This is a genomic window from Glaciimonas sp. GG7 (assembly GCF_052976905.1).
Window position 1 is genome coordinate 148,190 of sequence record NZ_JBRIIQ010000001.1, and the last position, 17,592, is coordinate 165,781.

The window sequence follows — 17,592 nt, forward strand, 5'->3', positions numbered from 1 at the left end:
CGACTATGATCTTTATGCACGGCATCGGATTGATACTTATCAGTCTGATGTTCGGTCTGAATGCCGATGCCGCCACAGCCGATATCGTTGCGATAGTCGCGGCTCGGAGTGCCGTAAACACGCTGAGCCAAAATCAAATAGCAGATATTTTTCTGGGCAAAACCAATCACTTCCCGAACGGTGAACAGGCCATACCGTTCGATCAGGTCGAAGGATCGATTGCGCGCGAAGAGTTCTATGCAAAACTTACCGGCAAAACCGCCCCGCAACTGAAAGCCTATTGGTCTAAGCTGATTTTTACCGGACGTGGTCAACCCCCGAAAGATTTCGCCAACAGCAGCGAAGTCAAGAAGCATGTCGTAGCAAACCCGAATGCCATCGGCTATATCGAAAAGAGCATGGTTGATAGCAGTGTCAAAGTAATGCTCGCGCCGTAACTCCCGCAAGTTCGGCTGCCAAAGTTAAGTTCATTTGTACTGACGCGATCGTGAGAGAAAAAAGTAATGCATTTGAACGCTAGTAAGGAGTTTTCCAACAGTAGAGTTAAGCGCTGGTTTAGTCGAACTACCGAGACCAGCCTGCTGTTCCCTGTATTTGCCATTGCGGCATTGGTCGCAATCTGGGGCACTACTCTTCACCTCAACACCATCGAACGCACAGGCGCGCAGCGTGCCGCAGCGGTGTCGAGTCGCGCATTGAGCGAGACTTACGAGGCGCAAGTTGTACGCGCACTGCGTGAAATCGATCTGACTCTGAAGTCTGTCAAATATGCGTACGAGCTGGGGGGGCGGCCCGACACCTTGCAAGAGCTTAAGACGCGGGCGTTATTGCCGCCCGATCTATTGTTTGTCGTCAGTATTGCGGACCGTCATGGCGATGTTATTGCAAGCACGCGTGCGTACAACACCGACAACAAGATCAACGTGGCGAATCAGGATTACTTCCAGATGGAGCGTGGGGACGATATGTTCTCGGTCGGCCAACCACGAAAAAATCCAGGCAGCGAGGAGTGGTCGCTCTACTTTACCCGCCGCCTGAATGCACCCGATGGGTCTTTTGCAGGGGTAGCGGTCGTGATGGTCGATGCCGCCTATTTTGTCAGCGGTTATGACAGCGCGACATTGGGGGAACACGGTGTGTTGGGTATCTTGGGGACCGATGGCGTATTCCGGGCCAGACGCAGTGGCGAAGCGATATTCGCCAGCGATGTAGTCGATTATGCGTCGGTATTGGCAAGTGTCGCAGTCGATGGTGACGCCGTGGTTTTGACCAATCCCTGGGATGGCGTACGCCGCTATACGAGTGCACGTGCGTTGTATGATTTTCCTTTGACGGTCATCGTCGGCCTGTCTGAAATCGATCAATTAGCGGCGGTCAGGCAGCGCATGCAGGAACACCTGAATTGGGCAGGTTTCAGCAGCATCTTACTCATTTTGGTGGTGGCGGCGTTGGCGCGCTTGAGTCGCCAGCTCAGCGACAGTCGACGACGCGCGCATGAGACGCAATTAGCCCACGCGCAAAGAGTGGAATATCTCGCTTATCACGATGGCCTGACCACCTTGCCCAATCGCAGTCTGTTTAGCAAACTTCTCAATCAGGCGGTCAGCGAGGCGACCCGCTACGATCGACAGCTTGCAGTACTGTTTCTCGATCTCGATCACTTTAAGCAGATTAACGATACGCTCGGACACGAGGCGGGCGACCAACTGTTGCAAGAGGTTGCGCGCAGACTGCGCTCATGTCTGCGCGACAGCGATACCGTCGCGCGTCTCGGAGGTGATGAATTCGTGGTATTGCTGCCTGACCTCAGTGAAGAAATGTACGCGGCCACGGTGGCCCAGAAAATACTAGTGGCGATTGCTAAACAGTTTGTCTTGTCTGGTCAGGAATTTCGTATCACGGCAAGCATTGGTATTTGTATCTATCCAGAAGACGGTATGGATGAGCAGACGCTGATGAAAAACGCCGATATCGCTATGTATCATGCCAAGGAACAAAGCAAAAACAATTTTCAGTTCTACTCCGAGAAACTCAACGTGACGTCGCTTGAGCGACTTACCCTGGAGTTGGGTCTGCGCCATGCGCTGGAGCACAACGAGTATCTCCTGCATTACCAAGCAAAAAAGGAGCTGCGTAGCGGCCTTATCACTGGCGTGGAGGTCTTGCTGCGCTGGCAGCATCCTGAGCTTGGGATGCTGCTACCAATGCAATTTGTCCCTATCGCTGAGGAAACCGGTCTTATTGTACCAATCGGCAAGTGGGTGTTAAAGACCGCTTGTGAGCAAAGTGTGGCATGGCGAAAACAAGGATTACCGGATTTGAGCATCGCCATCAATCTGACCGAACGCCAATTTTTCGATGACCATCTGCTGGCCGATATTGCCGCGATACTGCATGTCACTGGTATGCAGCCAAGTCTGCTTGAATTAGAAATCAATGAGGGTGTGTTGCTGCGCAATGCCGACAGAGCGCTACGGGTATTGATTAAGTTAAAGGCGATGAATGTACGGATCGCGGTCGATGATTTCGGTGTCGGCTACTCTTCCCTCACCACACTCAAACAATTCCCGCTCGATACCGTCAAGATTCATCGTTCGTTTATCCGCGATGCAAGCAGCGTCTCGGAAGACAAAGCCCTGACTGAAGCGATTATGGCGATGGGTCGAACGCTGAGCCTGACGGTCGTCGCGCAAGGGGTGGAAACCAAAGAGCAAGCCGATTTCTTAGACGATTATGTGTGCGACGAAATTCAGGGATTTTATTTCAACAAGCCGCTCTCGGCAGCGCAGTTTGCAGCTGCATTGCTTGAGGACAGTGCACAGGACCAGATGATCAGTGCAGATATCAGCGATTAGCAGAATCCCCTAAGTCCAACAGGCTGCCAGGGCGTATCGACATATACAGTTTGTGAAGCACCCTAAGCCCGTTCGGACTGAGTAGGCACAAAGTGCCGTATCGAAGATGTACCGAGGCATGCAACTACTTCGATACGCCCTGTCGGGCTACTCAGTACGAACGGTTTTTTGGAATTTAAATGTCAACACGCCCTCGTGTTCTGCTTTTCAGATAAATTTTATTTCCATCATTGCAAGCGCTCGCGTGCTATCAACGCCAGCAGCGTATCCATCCGACTCCCCTCGCAAGCAATCGCCAATCCATCTGCAAATATCGGCGCGGTGAGATTAGTCAATACCGTGCCACTCGGCATTTCGATGGCGAGCCGTGCACCGCGCTCCCAGGCTAATCTGACTGTCTCGGACCAATGCACCTGGTGCGCCATATTGGTCGCCAGATCGAAGGCGATCAGTGCGGGATCGAACAATGCGCGGGCGGCGCTGGCGCTGAGATATGTGGCGCGAGGCCGGTTGAGTTTGATGTGTGAAAAGTCTTCTTGCATAGTCTGCGCTGCTGCGTCAAATAGCGCGCAATGTGAAGGTACATTGACCGATAACCGGGTCGCTTTGGTGGCGCCCGATGCCAGCGCCAACGACATGACTGCCTGCAGTGCGGCCTCTGATCCGGAGATCGCAATTTGCTTTGGCCCATTCAGATTGGCGATATATACCGGGGTCGCCGTTGTATGGTGTTGTTCGATTAGTAGGGCCAATTGATAACGGTCCAGGCCGCTGATGGCGGCCATGCCGTAACCATGTGGATAGGCGCTCTCCATCAATTGTCCGCGCCGCTGCACCAGACGTAGCGCATCGCCGTAGTCCAATGCTCCGGCAATGACCGCGGCTGGATAAGCGCCTATCGACAGACCGGCGACCATGTCGGGAGATGCGCTATTGGCGGCAAAAACACGTGCCATGGCAACGCCTGCGATGAGCAGACAAAGTTGCACGGCATAGGTGGATGTCAGTGCTGCGGCGGTATCGAGCAGCAATACGTCGGTACCAATGATGCTGCTGGCCTCATCGATTGTGCGTGATACTTCCGGTGTCTGCGGTAGCGCGTGCAGCATGCCGGGGCGTTGTGCGCCTTGGCCGGGGAACGTGAATAGGATACTCATAGTGTGCTGCTTTTGTGGATATCGGCCCATGGGTCGGCGGTCAGAATCGGGCCGGTGTCGGTCTTTAGCAATACTGTCTTACGACCGCTTTCCCACTCTGCAAAAGCGAAGCCGCCGTAGCCGGTATCGATTTGGATATCTATGTGGCATAACGATGATGCGCGTATGGCTTTCAGTGCGGCGTATTGATCGGCTGACAAGGGAATGCTCGCTCGCACTAGCAGGTCGAGATCACTTTCTGCTCGTATGACCGGCAGGCCGCTTGCCAGCGCAAAACCTGTGCTGCCGGTCGGGCCCCAGCACAGGCCGGTTGCTGAGAGGTCGGCGGCTATGGTGGAGAGCGCTTTTATTGCTGGGAATATCGACCATTGGGGGTGAATATTCCATGCCTGGGTTTGTACCAGCGATTCCGGGGATACTGATTGCGTTATGGCGTCCGTTGGTAGCAGGGCTTTAAAACGGTCGCTGCGGGTTTTTCCGCGTAGGCCTACTGGTAGGTGATGTGGATTTTCAACTTTCTCGCGACGGATTACTACCGGGGCTTTGGTTAGCCATTCGGCGCTGACCCAGGGTGGTAATGGCTGGTCTGCGATGAGCTTATCGAGGCGCGTTATCCATAGCAGATCGTGTGGACATGGAATCGTTTTATTATCGTCGGGTTGAAAATTTTTAGGCATCGCAAGATGGGGTCGATGGTTTTTGTTTAGTGGACGATTTTCGGTTGTGGATGATACTTATCGGTAGTGATCCGGCGGTCGGCCACGCACTTATTTGCTTCGATCAACCTAAAAAGTAGCAAAGAGATAAATATGATACGCCACGAATCAGCAATAGTCGTCATCAGTAGCGATCCGGAATCAGTTGAATGGAAATCTGCGCTTGCCAATAAAAATAAGAAAAGCGACGCATCAGCGTCGCTTTTCCGGGTGCATGGAAAAACCTCCAATAAACTGGGGTCGTCCGCCTGCAATTTACTTCTTCAGCACTTTCACAATATCAACTATTTAGGAACAATATTGACAATGTGTGAAGGTGTTATTGCCCATTTTCGGTCTGAGAATGTTGCTTTAACCCCAATAGAATATTTTCCCACTGGCAAGGTTGACAGATCCAATTGCTCTAGCGAGCCGCTTAAAGCTACGTTGTAACGGCTATTGAACACCATCCATTTGTAAATGGGCGCACTGCCATCAGCATTGGTCTGGTTTACTTTTGCTGTCAGACTGCCGGTTCCTTGCTTGAAGGAGGTTGGGCCGCTGATAGTGACCTTTGGCTCTGCGTAACTTTTGCTCTTAATCTCAAACTCGCGCGACTGCTTACTTGCGCTGCGTGACCCGTCCGGAGATGAAGCGTGCGCCACAGCGATATATTTTCCTGCCGCCAGAGTCGATAGATCGAGTTGCTGCCCTGTCGCTTGCAAGACCTCTTTGCCGCCATTGAAATTACGAACATTCCAACGGTAAGTTAATGCGCTGCCACTCGTCGCCTGAGCAAAGTTTGTTTCCGCAGTCAAATACATCTTTTGCCCCTGATCAATAGACTTAGGGCCGGTCACAGTCATACTTGGGTGTGCAACATTGATTTTGATCCTCGCGGTCGATTGCTTGCCATCTTTGCCGGTAACAGTGAGCTCATAAAAATGCCCAGTCGAACTAATCGCAGTACTTCTGGGGACAACGAACTCAGCTATCGCAGAGTTGCCTTTACGGACTGGAAAAGGATTGCCGGGCATACTTTTCCATTGATAGGTCGCAGCATTCTTACTTTGGCTACCATCCAATTTATAGGTGCGAGAGTTATCAGATGTTGAAATAAGATTGAGATCGCTACCAACGATAGCCTCAGGGGCTAGCGGAACTTCGTTTTCTTCCTCGGGATCTGGTGACTCACCATTCAAAAGCTGCTCACACTGATCCTTCGACAAATTGACACCACATGTTTTATAAATAGCTTCACGTCTTTCTTTATCTGTATAAATACTATCAATACTATGCCCCTGACCTTCATTGAGCGCATTGACTGTATGTCCCAGATAATCCTGCTCAACGGTCCAGACAAAAACGCCTCCAAGCCCATTGTCTTTCGCGTATTTCGCTTTCATATAGGCTGTACGTGGCGTGTCAATACTGAAATAGACCTTGGATTTTGCATTGTAGAAATAATCTGCGTTATAGCCTGGATCAGTATATAAATTGAAGCCATTTTTACCCTTCAGATCAGCATCGACAAGATTTCCAAAGAGATCATAGCCTTCTAATACCGTTGCCTCGTAGGTGCCGAATACCTGTGTAGCGGTCACTCCGGTCGCAGAAGAAGGATCATTCATATCAGAAATCGTTCCCTGTTTACCACGCGAATAATTAGCGACACCCAGAACGATCTTGTGCTTTGGAACACCCGCCTCTGCCAGTAATTTAATCGCATTAACTGCACTGTTGGCTCCGTCTGGAGATCCCTCAGGCACCACAAGGTTGGAATGATGACCGAGATTAGTCGACCAGGCACCCCAGTAGTCATAATTCATCAGGTAAATGTTATCCAGCGCTTCACCTAGCTTGACGTAATTTTTAGCACCAACCAAGTCAATGTACTGCTTGGTTGCACCCACGGCACTTGAAATCTTGATATTTTTTGCCAACACAGACTTGAGTTCATTTACCAATAGAACAAAATTATCACCATCGATCGCACCAGAAGTTATACCTGACTCTCCACCATGACCTGGGAATTCCCAATCAACATCGACTCCATCGAGTTGCCACTTTTTGACAAAATCATTCACAGAATTAATGAATATTGCGCGACTTTCCGGATTCGCCGCCATACGGTGAAAGGGCTCAGAAAGTGTCCAGCCACCAATACTGACGGAAATTTTCAGATCTTTATTTTGCTGCTTCATCCAGTGCAACTGCCCCATCAATCCACGCGTATTACCAAGGTTGAGAGCTTTATAATTTTCTGGTGAGACACCATCGTATGCGCTAATCCAATTCTGCTTTTTTTGTCTGTCGCTAATCGCACTCTGGAATCCTGCATAAAGATCCAAAGGTACGATTTGAAATTCTTTCAGCCCTAATTCTGTACAGGCCTTTGCGACAACACCTGCTTTACTACCTTTATCGCCACAAATACCGAGAAACGAATAGACCAGATGGTTATAGGCAGTCGGCTCTAAGGTTTCCAGATCAAACTTGCGATCATATTGCGACCATTCTGAAACATATCCACCCACGATATCGTTACTGTGCCGGCTAAGCACCGGTTCAGCATCCATTTTTTTCTGAGCATTCTTCGGTATGACAACCGTAGTCAGTCCGGATGTGCTGTTCGCATAATCGAAGACGGGTGCTGCAGCCATGGTCTGGCCGGTTATTACGAATAGCATCAAGCCAGATAAAGATGCGGACAATACAGTCCGTCGCATCATTGATTTTTTCATATTTTTTTATCCAATAAAAATGTTGATAAAGGTTCATTCCAAAACACAGGTGGATTGGATATTGAATACATCTGTGCTGTGCATTTCTCACCCGGCACATTCAAGCGCTGCATCAACTGTGCAATCGGAGTTCCAAAGATGTTTTCAATTACCGCACTCATCTGAAGCAAGGAGTGTAGGGATGTAGGGAAAGGCGAAACATCAGAGGTATCTCATTTGTAAAGAAGATTTATCTAAAATTGACAGAGAAAAAGTCTCTATTGAGATGGCAGGCTAAACGCCAGTCCGGCGAATTTCTATAAGATTGTTCTGACAGAGATGACGAAATTTCAGTAAGTAAAGCGCGCAATACATCTGCATATACCGCGCTTGCAATAGCGAGCGACTTGGCGCAACTAACAGATTAATGTAACGCCGAAAATTGATATCCGTTCACAAAAAAAAAGGCTGCAGATAAAAATCTGCAACCTTTTTTTTGACATTTTGACGTTTTGACTATTTCGTGAAAATCAATATTTTTCCATAGAAATTTCTATCTTTTAATAGAGAAAAATCAGCAATAAAACCAAGCGGTTTCTCATATTTTTCATCACATTAAATTTCTATAATCGCAGCGCTGAAACTAACTTAGCGCTAGCGTTTAGCTTATTTCAGATGTCCCAATATTTTCCGCCCACGACACACAATCGGCACTACTGATTACTAGTCTAATTCTAATTAGAAAAAGATAGTCGCCCATTCAAAAAATACAGGAAGCGATAACCAATGAAATTTCGAAATAACATCCCTTTCGCTGGGTCTCTGGGTCTGGTCGCCATCATGGCCGTTCTGACAAATACCGCCACTGCAACAGAAAGTAACCTTGAAATCAAACAACCAAAATGGGCCTTTGACACAAATATTAAAAATTCGAATTTAGTTAAACCTCCTACTGGCCATGACCGGCTGAGTATCCAGACTCTCGGTGTCGGAATCGATAGTGAAGGCAAAATTCATGCTGGACTATGGGGCACGATGCTGCATGTACCACCAAATAAGGGCAGTATGTTTGGCCAACTAATTGACTATGGCACAAGCGGTGGCATAGGCAATTCCTATACGACTATTTCAGATCAAGCGGGGTCAGCTCCTGTCTTTGATGAAAAAAATCAACGCGCCTATTTCACCACGATGAGTAAATCATTAATCGCCGTACCAATTAATGTTGTTGGTGCAACGGTTTTATGGAAAAGTCCTGAACTCGATGATGGCCGACTCAGCATGCCCGCGCTCAGCCAAGATGGTGAAACCATTTATCTGCAAGGCTGTAAAGACCCTAAGGGAGACAAAAAAGGGACACCTGTCTTCTACGCATTCTCATCAAGCGGAGATCAAAAGTGGCGTGTAGAAGGAGTTCCCGGTGCCAATATGTGCGATCCGGATATCACCCCCTATGCACCGGTTATTGACGAACAAGGACGCCCCTACTTTACCAACTACATACCGGAATTTTTCAACAATAAAAACGCGCGAGCAATTGAAACCGTTTTTGAAAATACAGAAGGAAAAATAGAACGTACCGGCGCACTCGAAGCCTATGTTGCAGCTGGTGTTCCCGCCATTCTCAATAATCGCTTATATTTTTTGGGAACGACGTATAAAAAAGAGGATGGCTTACTCATAGCGGCACTCCAGTCAGCTCCTGCTGGGGTGACACTTGGCAAGCAGGTCACCACACATGTTGAGTTCGGAAACTTTGTTGGTGTAGCGAAAAAGAATGCCATGCAATCCCCGGTAATTGCAGGCAATACCGCTTATATGGTTGACCCCTATCGCGGTACCGTTTATGCCTTCGCCCTGAACCAGGAAGACCCCACCGGAAAAGCCACCAAACTATGGGAGTTCAAGCCCGCTGAATTACTACCACCCAGCGCCTCTATCGCCGCCAACGTCAGCGTGACGGTCAGCAAAAATGGCATCGTTTATGTCACCGCCGGACGTCATTTGCATGCATTAGACAGCAATGGCAAAGAGCAATGGCGCTATCAATACGAGGCAATTACGGATGAAAACCTCGCTAAAACTTCTGTGGAGATTGGTGCAGGTATTCGTACAGTCAACCTGGGAAAACATGGCGAGGTATACGCCACAGCATGCAAAGATAACAGCGACAAATGCGGCCTACTTGCTTTCGACGGTGACGGCAGTCCATTGGCGGCTCCTTGGGGCAAGGTCGGTGGCAATGCTGCGAATACGGGACATGAGTCCGAGAAGGAAGAGGTGGTCCCTGAGTTGACTATTGATGCAAAACTCGAAGGGCCTGCCAGCTTAACGTACGGTAGTTCCGTGAACCTGTCTGCGGCAAACTCCAGCGCATCAAATGGTGCTCAATTACGCTATGAATGGATTATTCCTGGAAACCTGAGATACAAGGCAGTTGGGAGCTTGATTAACATCTCGTCCCCTAATCCGTCAGAAGATACCCCCATCACCGTCCAGGTAAAAGTCAGTAGCGGTGGCAAGACAGAGACGGTCAGTCACACATTGACAGCATTGAAGCGGGCGTACCCGCTTCAGGCAAGGCTGGAAGGACCATTTGCATGGTCCATTATTCATGCCGATCAGTTGGTGGTCTTGTCTGCAGAGAAATCGACAGGTAACAATTTAAGCTACAAATGGAGCCTTCCAGAAGGTCTTCATGTCACGGTAACCGGTGGCAAGATAGTCTTTCTCGCCCCAGCATTGGCACAAGATACTGCGTTCACCTTCAAGGTGATTGTTAGCGACGGACAAAAAACCGATACGCTAATGCGTACCTTGAACGTGAAAAAACAGGTGTATGCACCCAATACGCAGACGGAAGGTCCGGCTACCGTCGATTCTGGTGAGCAGGTGCAGTTGTCTGCTTCTCAGCGCAACTTGAATGTAGTCGCCCCATTGGAATACTTCTGGATCATTCCCCGCAACGTTACTAAGTTTAAAAGAAATGGTGCAAATCTGACCTTTACTGCTCCCAATGTAAAAACCAACACCACTATCACCCTCAAGCTACGTGTGCGCAGTAATAGTGGGCATGAGCAGACAGTCGATCACATTGTAAAAGTGCTCAAGAAATAAGCTGCAACCAGACGGCCCCTGTGCATTAGGATTGGTTTCCATGCATCCAAAAAGCGACGCTGATGCGTCGCTTTTTTAGTCCCTCCGACACAATTACCCGCCCTACCCCATCACCGCTTTAGTCGCAAAAAATAATACCGACGGCCCTAGCAGGCAACCGATCCCGGTATGAAATGTCGCCACCAACGCGCCGTAGGGGACCAGACGTCGATCGGTTGCCGCTAGTCCGGCCGAGACGCCGCTGACGGTCCCTGCCAGACCACCGAATACCATCGCTGACCTGGGCGTCTTCAGTCCCAGAAAACGGGCAGCAAGGGGAGTGCCGACCATCACCATAATCGATTTCAACAAACCGGTGGCGATGCTTAAGGCCATCACGTCAGAGCTGGCACCTATCGCGGCTCCCGTTACTGGTCCGACGATGTAGGTAATCGCGCCGGCACCTATCGTCGTCATGCTTACTACGTCTGAATAACCGAAAGCATAGGCTACGCTGGCGCCGACGATAAACGGCACTACGGTGCCTAGCAGAAGCGCTATTACGCCGATCAATCCGGCTTTGCGCGCCTCGGTGGCCTGTACTTCAAATGCGGTGGCAACGATCGCAAAATCGCGTAGCATTGCGCCGCCCATAAGGCCGATGCCGCCGAATAATGAGATATCGGCTAAGCCTTTTTGGCCGCCGCTATGAATGCCGCCCCAGTACGCCAATATCAGGCCGATCAAAATCGCAAACGCTGAGCCGTGGACGCGGCCTAAGGTCAGGTACCGTGAAAGATAACTTGATACGAAGACGACAACGCCGACGATGGCAAAGGCGGCGACCAAGCCGTTTTGTAACGCGGCTTTTTCAAAAATTTCTAGCATGATGTTTTCCCGTTTAAGCTACTGGCACTGGATCGGCTGCGAACGGATCTTCCGTCGTTGCAGGTTCCATGCGATTGATCAAGGCGATACAGCAGGCGCACAGGACTACCGAACCTAATGCTGCCAATAGCGCTACCGGTCCGCCGCGTAATGCTGCAACGACATTTTGCTGGGCCGCCATGGCGACAACTACCGGGATGTACATCGCAGCCCAGAAACCGACGCCTGCTTCGGTCGGCTTCGGTAACAAGCCACGCGGTTGCATGTAAAGCCGGGCAAAAATAAGTAGCAGCATGGCGATACCGACACCGCCAACGTTGGTTTTGACGCCGATCAAATGGCCTAACAAATCGCCTAAAAATATACCTAGTAAATGGCAGATCGCCAGTAAAGCGGTTCCGTAAATAATCATGCTTGTCTCCTATGAGGATTTCAGTATTTGTCTGAAGGTGTTTTAGCTTTATCGCTAATTTTTTATATACGATCTGGCTCGTTATACCAGTGACAGTTGCTCCTTCCACTGCGCACGCAACATCGTGCGCACTTTGGCTGAAGCCTGCCGATTCTCCGCACCCAAACGACTGCGCAAGTCGCGCACCGGATCGGCCGCAATATCCACCAGCGCGGCGTGCAAACTGCTGCGCACGGTCTCAAGCTCGGTCGCGCCCGGCATATCTGGATGCGCCAACGTCAGGGATTGCCATAACAGACCCAACGACGCATAACTCTTAATGTCATAAGCCATCGGTGCAATTTTTGCCGCGAACGCTTCCATGGCTTCCACCGAACGCAATGTAATCCGTGCCGCCGATGCCTTGCCCATGGCATGCACCATCACTTCAGGATCATTGATGGCAATCAAACGATTAGCTTGATAACCATGCGCCAGAAATGCACCTGACATCGCCTTGCCAACGATCAAGCCGATCACCGGATGACCGGCCAGTCGCGCACTGGCGTAGGCATCGGCAGCACCGGCTAACGCCTGATGAATCCCGTAGCCTTCTTCGCGGCGGCCATAGGCCTGACTGGCGACATCGATCACGGCGACTATCGGGGTTTTGTTATCGCTGGCATGGTCCGCGGTAATCACCTCTTGTACCGCCCGCGCCAACTGCCAACCTTCGACTAAACCGATTTCGCCGTTGCGCACGCGGGGGAACCGGTTCTCAGGGTCAGGAACCACGGCGATATAACGCGCCGGTCGCCCTGCCAGATCAGCATCTACTACCAATACCGACGCCGCATAACCGGGATGGTGCGGCGCGTTGCCGGTCAGCGCTGCAAACCAGATGGCACCACGACTTTCAATAGCTACGCTCATGATGACAACCCTTTCTGATAAATACTGCGCACCATCTCTGGCGTCGCTTGCACGCTGGCATCGACATGATCCAGACAAGCCAGAAATTGCTGCGACTGTTGACTGCGATGCTTAGTCGGCACGCCGCGCAAGATACATTCACGCATCGTCGTGCGCATCAACGCACTATCGTCCTCGATACAGGCATCGGCAAGACCAGACGCAAAGCGTTGTTCACCACCGGTGAAACGCCAGATGAATGGCCGATCGCGTGAGTCGTACTCGGCAACGCCAGCTTCTTGCTCGATCACCGCAGGGCCATTCAATCCCACTCTGGCCTCTTTTGTGACGACCAGATAACTGCACAAAGCTGCCGCAATCGACATCCCGCCAAAACAACCGACCGTCCCCGCTGAAATGCCGATGACCGGCTGATAGCGGCGCAAATCAACAATCGCCGCATGAATATCGGCAATCGCAGCCAGTCCCAGATTGGCCTCCTGCAAACGCACGCCGCCGGTTTCAAACAACATCACAGCGCCCGTTGGAATGCCATTGCGATTATCTTCGGCCGCCAGTTCCAGCGCCCCGGCAATCTTGGCCCCGCCCACTTCGCCCAGACTGCCGCCCTGAAACGCCCCTTCAATCGCCAGCACCACATAGGGCTGACCGTCGAAAGTACCTTTGGCCACCACCACGCCATCGTCCGACTGGGTGACCACGCCCTGCATCGCCAGCCAGGGGGAATGCATCCGGTCAAACGGACCGATCAACTCACGCATCGAACCGGGGTCAAGTAAGGCCTGCGCCCTGCTACGTGCGGACAGCTCAATGAAGCTCTCGCGCTGGAGTAATTGTTCTGTGTTCATCGCCTATGCCCCCTCAACAGTTGCAGCGTTGGCGACACCGAGCTCTTCAAATGCTTGCTCAATACGCATACGCACCACGCCCGGCGTGGCACCGAAGTCGTTAATCTCCATCTGCATAGCTGGTAATAATGCGGCTGTAAAAATGCGGCGTAATAATGCTTCCCATACGCTGGCCATGCCGTCTACAGAAGTGTTGACCTGTATCTTTGTGATCCCTGCTGTGTGCGGCTCAACCAATACTTCCAAGTCACCAGAACCGACTACGCCGGTTAATACACGGTCTGTCGCCGGTGGGCCTGCTACGAATTCATACGAAATCTTTTCCATCGTTGTCTCTCTTTATTTATCCAGTTGATCAAGGAATAAGGTTGCCGCCAACAAATCCGCAGCCCCGCCCGGCGATACATGGCGCGCCAGCAAGTCATCCTCAAAATGCTGCAAAGCAATTTTTCCCTGCACGCTTGCGGCGCCGCCCAATGCCAACACTTGCTGCGCACCGGCTTGCACCGCATCCAACGCAGCGACACCACCGCGAGACAGCACGCAGGTATCATCGAGCTCGGCGATGATGGACAGCAAAGCGTTGAGGCGTGCCGCGCTCTCGCTATCGCCGCGTGCACGGCTAAGAAACAACTGTGGTAGCGCCACCTTTATTACGTGCGGAAAACCTGCTTGCGCCTGTGCCTTTGCACCGCCAACGCCATAGGTCTGGCAAGCACGTTCGCCGTTATTTCCAGTCATAACAGGCGCAAACCGGTCCTGACAACGTGCCAGCAACGCCGCGCGCTTAGTGACAGCGCTAGCACCCAATGCATGCTGATTTTGTGCCGCCGCGCTGACCAGCAAACCCAATGCCCAGATCGCCCCGCGATGCGTATTAACGCCGCCGGTCGCGGCCATCATTGTGGCTTCGCCTTCGCGTCCGATCCGACCGATAGACTCACGTAATAGCATGACGTCTGCAATAGTCTGCCCGGCTGCCGCCATCGCATAAAAAGTCGGATGCAAGACCCACGCCGAATGGCACATCAAACTCCAGTTCAAATCACGATGCGCGCCGCGGCTGCGCATATCGACCAGACCGGGTTTGGGTGTCAGCGTGACTTCATCGATCAAGGCCGCAACCGCCCTGTCGGCTAAATGTTCGGCAAATGAGATTGCTACGGTCTTGACAGTACATTCAACGTCCGCAACGGCCATCATCACCAGCTCCTGAATTTTGCTGGCGGCTCGTATAAGCCATCCGACCAGGTCACCAGATCGGCCACACTCTTAGCTGCGAGTAGCGAACGCGTGGCTTCGTTGCGATTGACGCCCATATCCTCAGGCAAGGCGATCAGGCCATCCTTGCGTAATTTGGCAGTCGTTGCCGGATCGTGATGCATGCCAATCGGCGTCACACCGGCGACCGCAGCGATCATCAATTTACGTTCTTCCAGCGAGCGGGCCTTGTACAAATAAGCGATCCCCTCCTCCGTCAATACGTGGGTCACGTCGTCGCCATAAATCATGATGGGCGCAAGTGGCATGCCGGATTCTTTACCAACAGCCACCGCATCGAGGGTTTCAACAATGGTCGGCTGACCGCCGCTCTGAAAGGTTTCGACCATTTGCACGACGAGTTTTTTGCCACGCGCTAACGGATCATCGGTCTCAATCAAATCCAGCCACGCCGGCGTCGGATGACGCCGACCGCCCGGATCGTGACCCATATTGGGCGCGCCGCCAAAGCCGCTTAACCGTCCCCGCGTGACGGTGGACGAATTGCCGAGGCCATCCATCTGCAAGGTCGAGCCGATAAACAAATCGACCGCATATTGCCCTGCCAACTGACACAGCGCCCGGTTAGACCGCATCGATCCATCCTTGCCGGTAAAAAACACATCGGGCCGTGCCGCGACATAATTTTCCATCCCCAGCTCACCGCCAAAACAATGCACGCTCTCGACCCAGCCGGACTCAATCGCGGGGATCAAAGTCGGATGCGGATTGAGGGTCCAGTTTTTACAAATTTTGCCTTTGAGGCCGAGTTTTTCGCCGTAGGTTGGCAAGATCAGTTCGATCGCAGCCGTATTAAAGCCGATCCCATGATTCAGGGATTGCACTTGATGGCGCTCATACACGCCCCGGATCGCCATCATCGCCATCAGTACATGCACCGGCTTAATCAGGCGCGGATCGCGGGTAAATAGCGGCTCAAGAAAAAATGGTTTATCGGCCTGGACCACAAAATCTATCCATGAACCAGGAATATCCACACGCGGCAGATCGGCAGGATCATCGACGATTTCATTGACCTGGGCGATCACGATACCGTCCCGGAAAGCCGCCGCCTCCACCAAGGCCGGGGTGTCTTCGGTACTCGATCCGGTGTACAAATTGCCCTGACGATCCGCTTTAAAACCGGCCACCAGGACGACATTCGGGGTCAGATCGACATACAGTCGTCCATACAATTCAACGTAAGTATGGATCGCGCCGACTTCTAAAACACCGTCTTGCAATAGCTGGGATATCCGCAAACTTTGTGCACCGGCAAACGCAAAATCAAGTTTGCGGGCAATGCCACGCTCAAACAAATCCAGATGCTCGGGGAGACTGACGCTGGGCATAATCAAATGCAGATTGTTCACCTTGGCGGGATCAACTTGCACCAGCGAGCGCGACAGAAAATCGGCCTGCTTTTGGTTATTACCTTCCAGCACCACCCTATCCCCGGAGGAAATCAGGATTTGCAAGGCCGCGACGATATCGGCGCTGCGCAACACCGGGCCATCGGCCAGATGCGCCACCGAGGCTAAGCGCCGCTGCTTTTCAGTGCGGCGTTTGCTCCACTTCGGATCAAGCGGGCGCTTGGGGGTTTGTTGAGCTTGCATCTCTACTCCGGTATTGAATCATGGTGCGAATGACATTAAACCAACCACGCTACACTTCAATCAACCTTAACGTCGCATTATTACTTTGAGAGTAATGATTCCGCGCTAATATGCAATACTCAGGATGGCATATAAACACCAAAAATACATGAATTAAAACGGAGAAGATATGGCCATCGACGATGCAATCACGCTCAAGAAACTGGAAGTATTTCTGGCGTTCATGAAACTCAACAACATGGCACGCGTATCCGAAATGCTGGGACAAAGTATCGTCAGCGTGCATCGTTCGTTGCATTCATTGGAAGAAGCGATGCGCTGCCCGCTGTTCAAGCGCGAAGGCCGCAGCCTGATTCCGCTGCAAGCGGCCTACACCTTTGCCGACTACGCGCAACGAGCCAGAAATGCCTGCGAAGAAGGCGTACAAAAAGTACAGGAAGCCGCCGGATTTAATGCCAAACGTCTCAAGATCGGCTCGCTTTATTCCCTCACACTGCGTTGTATTCCGCAATTGATGATCGGGTTAAAACTACGCAAACCAGCGCTTGATATCGATCTCACGCTAGGCTCGAATCGCGATCTGATACAGCAACTTGAGGATGGACGGCTAGACGCCATCGTGATCGGTTTGCACGAAGAAAACGATTTGAACGATCCGGAAACCCATCAAGCCTTAATCGCCGTGCCGCTCTTTGATGACGACGTATTCTTAGCCGCGCCGCTGAACTCTCCCTACGCAGGCAAGAAATCCATCGACTTGCCGGACTTACGGAACGAAAAATTCGCCACCCTGAAAGAAGGCTTTGTAACCTCACAAGACTTTGCGCTCTGTTTTGAGAAAGCTGGCTTTGCACCCGACATCAGCATGCGCGTGCAAGATATTTTTTCGCTCATCAATCTGGTCAGCGGCGGTATCGGCTACAGCCTGCTACCGGGCCGCGTGGGCAAATTCAGCGCGCACATCGAACTCATTCCGCTTGCATCGAAATATGGTGCGCGACAACGGATTACGTTGCTGCTACCGAAAGCGCGGGAGCGGGACCCTAATTTGTTGGCACTGGCGGCGGAGTGTCGGATGTATGGGAGGCATGATGGGAAGAGTGCGGGTTTTTTGTGATGGGCCGAGATGA

General features: G+C 51.5%; 13 protein-coding genes and 1 pseudogene. 4 read left to right on the forward strand and 10 right to left on the reverse strand.

Annotated elements, in window-relative coordinates; all coding sequences use genetic code 11:
- The first annotated feature begins 5 nt into the window (after positions 1 to 5).
- On the forward strand, positions 6 to 437 hold the full coding sequence (locus tag ACVBEF_RS00655) for a phosphate ABC transporter substrate-binding protein (RefSeq protein WP_447122009.1): 432 nt from the start codon (positions 6 to 8) through the stop codon (positions 435 to 437).
- 66 nt (positions 438 to 503) lie between these two features.
- Positions 504 to 2,855: a bifunctional diguanylate cyclase/phosphodiesterase gene (locus tag ACVBEF_RS00660; protein ID WP_447122010.1), complete on the forward strand. Its 2,352-nt coding sequence runs from the start codon at positions 504 to 506 to the stop codon at positions 2,853 to 2,855.
- Between the two features lie 227 nt (positions 2,856 to 3,082).
- Here the strand turns inward: ACVBEF_RS00660 and mdcH are convergent, their stop codons facing one another.
- The 3 genes and pseudogenes from mdcH to ACVBEF_RS00675 form a co-directional block, all read right to left on the reverse strand.
- Positions 3,083 to 4,012: a malonate decarboxylase subunit epsilon gene (mdcH, locus tag ACVBEF_RS00665; protein ID WP_447122011.1), complete on the reverse strand. Its 930-nt coding sequence runs from the start codon at positions 4,010 to 4,012 to the stop codon at positions 3,083 to 3,085.
- The gene (locus tag ACVBEF_RS00670; protein WP_447122012.1) at positions 4,009 to 4,689 is read right to left on the reverse strand and encodes a malonate decarboxylase holo-ACP synthase; all 681 of its coding nucleotides are present in this window, start codon (positions 4,687 to 4,689) and stop codon (positions 4,009 to 4,011) included. Before ACVBEF_RS00670 ends, mdcH begins: the two co-directional genes overlap by 4 nt.
- Positions 4,690 to 6,059: 1,370 nt before the next feature.
- Positions 6,060 to 7,451 (reverse strand): annotated as a pseudogene (locus tag ACVBEF_RS00675) (glycoside hydrolase family 18 protein); the annotation flags it as partial.
- Positions 7,452 to 8,216: 765 nt separating this feature from the next.
- On the opposite strand from ACVBEF_RS00675, the gene ACVBEF_RS00680 reads away from it, so the two are divergent.
- On the forward strand, positions 8,217 to 10,547 hold the full coding sequence (locus tag ACVBEF_RS00680; RefSeq protein ID WP_447122013.1) for a hypothetical protein: 2,331 nt from the start codon (positions 8,217 to 8,219) through the stop codon (positions 10,545 to 10,547).
- 102 nt (positions 10,548 to 10,649) lie between these two features.
- On the opposite strand, the gene madM is transcribed toward ACVBEF_RS00680, so the two are convergent.
- The 7 genes from madM to mdcA all read right to left on the reverse strand — a co-directional run bounded on the left by madM (position 10,650) and on the right by mdcA (position 16,462).
- Positions 10,650 to 11,414, reverse strand: coding sequence for a malonate transporter subunit MadM (gene madM, locus ACVBEF_RS00685; protein WP_447122014.1), 765 nt, complete (start codon positions 11,412 to 11,414; stop codon positions 10,650 to 10,652).
- A gap of 13 nt (positions 11,415 to 11,427) precedes the next feature.
- Positions 11,428 to 11,826 (reverse strand): malonate transporter subunit MadL, encoded by a 399-nt coding sequence (madL, locus tag ACVBEF_RS00690; RefSeq protein WP_447122015.1) that lies wholly within the window; start codon positions 11,824 to 11,826, stop codon positions 11,428 to 11,430.
- 81 nt (positions 11,827 to 11,907) lie between these two features.
- The gene (gene mdcE, locus ACVBEF_RS00695; protein WP_447122016.1) at positions 11,908 to 12,738 is read right to left on the reverse strand and encodes a biotin-independent malonate decarboxylase subunit gamma; all 831 of its coding nucleotides are present in this window, start codon (positions 12,736 to 12,738) and stop codon (positions 11,908 to 11,910) included.
- The gene (locus tag ACVBEF_RS00700) at positions 12,735 to 13,586 is read right to left on the reverse strand and encodes a biotin-independent malonate decarboxylase subunit beta (protein ID WP_447122017.1); all 852 of its coding nucleotides are present in this window, start codon (positions 13,584 to 13,586) and stop codon (positions 12,735 to 12,737) included. Before ACVBEF_RS00700 ends, mdcE begins: the two co-directional genes overlap by 4 nt.
- 3 nt (positions 13,587 to 13,589) lie before the next feature.
- Positions 13,590 to 13,913: a malonate decarboxylase subunit delta gene (locus ACVBEF_RS00705; RefSeq protein WP_447122018.1), complete on the reverse strand. Its 324-nt coding sequence runs from the start codon at positions 13,911 to 13,913 to the stop codon at positions 13,590 to 13,592.
- Between the two features lie 12 nt (positions 13,914 to 13,925).
- Positions 13,926 to 14,786, reverse strand: a complete 861-nt coding sequence (locus tag ACVBEF_RS00710; protein ID WP_447122091.1) for a triphosphoribosyl-dephospho-CoA synthase — start codon at positions 14,784 to 14,786, stop codon at positions 13,926 to 13,928.
- Between the two features lie 2 nt (positions 14,787 to 14,788).
- Positions 14,789 to 16,462, reverse strand: a complete 1,674-nt coding sequence (mdcA, locus tag ACVBEF_RS00715) for a malonate decarboxylase subunit alpha (RefSeq protein ID WP_447122019.1) — start codon at positions 16,460 to 16,462, stop codon at positions 14,789 to 14,791.
- Between the two features lie 169 nt (positions 16,463 to 16,631).
- On the opposite strand from mdcA, the gene ACVBEF_RS00720 reads away from it, so the two are divergent.
- Positions 16,632 to 17,579 (forward strand): LysR family transcriptional regulator, encoded by a 948-nt coding sequence (locus ACVBEF_RS00720; RefSeq protein ID WP_447122020.1) that lies wholly within the window; start codon positions 16,632 to 16,634, stop codon positions 17,577 to 17,579.
- Positions 17,580 to 17,592: the final 13 nt, after the last annotated feature.

Coding starts and splice junctions, on each gene's coding strand:
- ACVBEF_RS00710 (WP_447122091.1), bottom strand. CDS start 14,786: ATGGCCGTTGCGGACGTTGAATGTACTGTCAAGACCGTAGCAATCTCA.
- madM (WP_447122014.1), bottom strand. CDS start 11,414: ATGCTAGAAATTTTTGAAAAAGCCGCGTTACAAAACGGCTTGGTCGCC.
- mdcE (WP_447122016.1), bottom strand. CDS start 12,738: ATGAGCGTAGCTATTGAAAGTCGTGGTGCCATCTGGTTTGCAGCGCTG.
- ACVBEF_RS00670 (WP_447122012.1), bottom strand. CDS start 4,689: ATGCCTAAAAATTTTCAACCCGACGATAATAAAACGATTCCATGTCCA.
- ACVBEF_RS00700 (WP_447122017.1), bottom strand. CDS start 13,586: ATGAACACAGAACAATTACTCCAGCGCGAGAGCTTCATTGAGCTGTCC.
- ACVBEF_RS00655 (WP_447122009.1), top strand. CDS start 6: ATGATCTTTATGCACGGCATCGGATTGATACTTATCAGTCTGATGTTC.
- ACVBEF_RS00705 (WP_447122018.1), bottom strand. CDS start 13,913: ATGGAAAAGATTTCGTATGAATTCGTAGCAGGCCCACCGGCGACAGAC.
- mdcA (WP_447122019.1), bottom strand. CDS start 16,462: ATGCAAGCTCAACAAACCCCCAAGCGCCCGCTTGATCCGAAGTGGAGC.
- ACVBEF_RS00680 (WP_447122013.1), top strand. CDS start 8,217: ATGAAATTTCGAAATAACATCCCTTTCGCTGGGTCTCTGGGTCTGGTC.
- ACVBEF_RS00660 (WP_447122010.1), top strand. CDS start 504: ATGCATTTGAACGCTAGTAAGGAGTTTTCCAACAGTAGAGTTAAGCGC.
- mdcH (WP_447122011.1), bottom strand. CDS start 4,012: ATGAGTATCCTATTCACGTTCCCCGGCCAAGGCGCACAACGCCCCGGC.
- ACVBEF_RS00720 (WP_447122020.1), top strand. CDS start 16,632: ATGGCCATCGACGATGCAATCACGCTCAAGAAACTGGAAGTATTTCTG.
- madL (WP_447122015.1), bottom strand. CDS start 11,826: ATGATTATTTACGGAACCGCTTTACTGGCGATCTGCCATTTACTAGGT.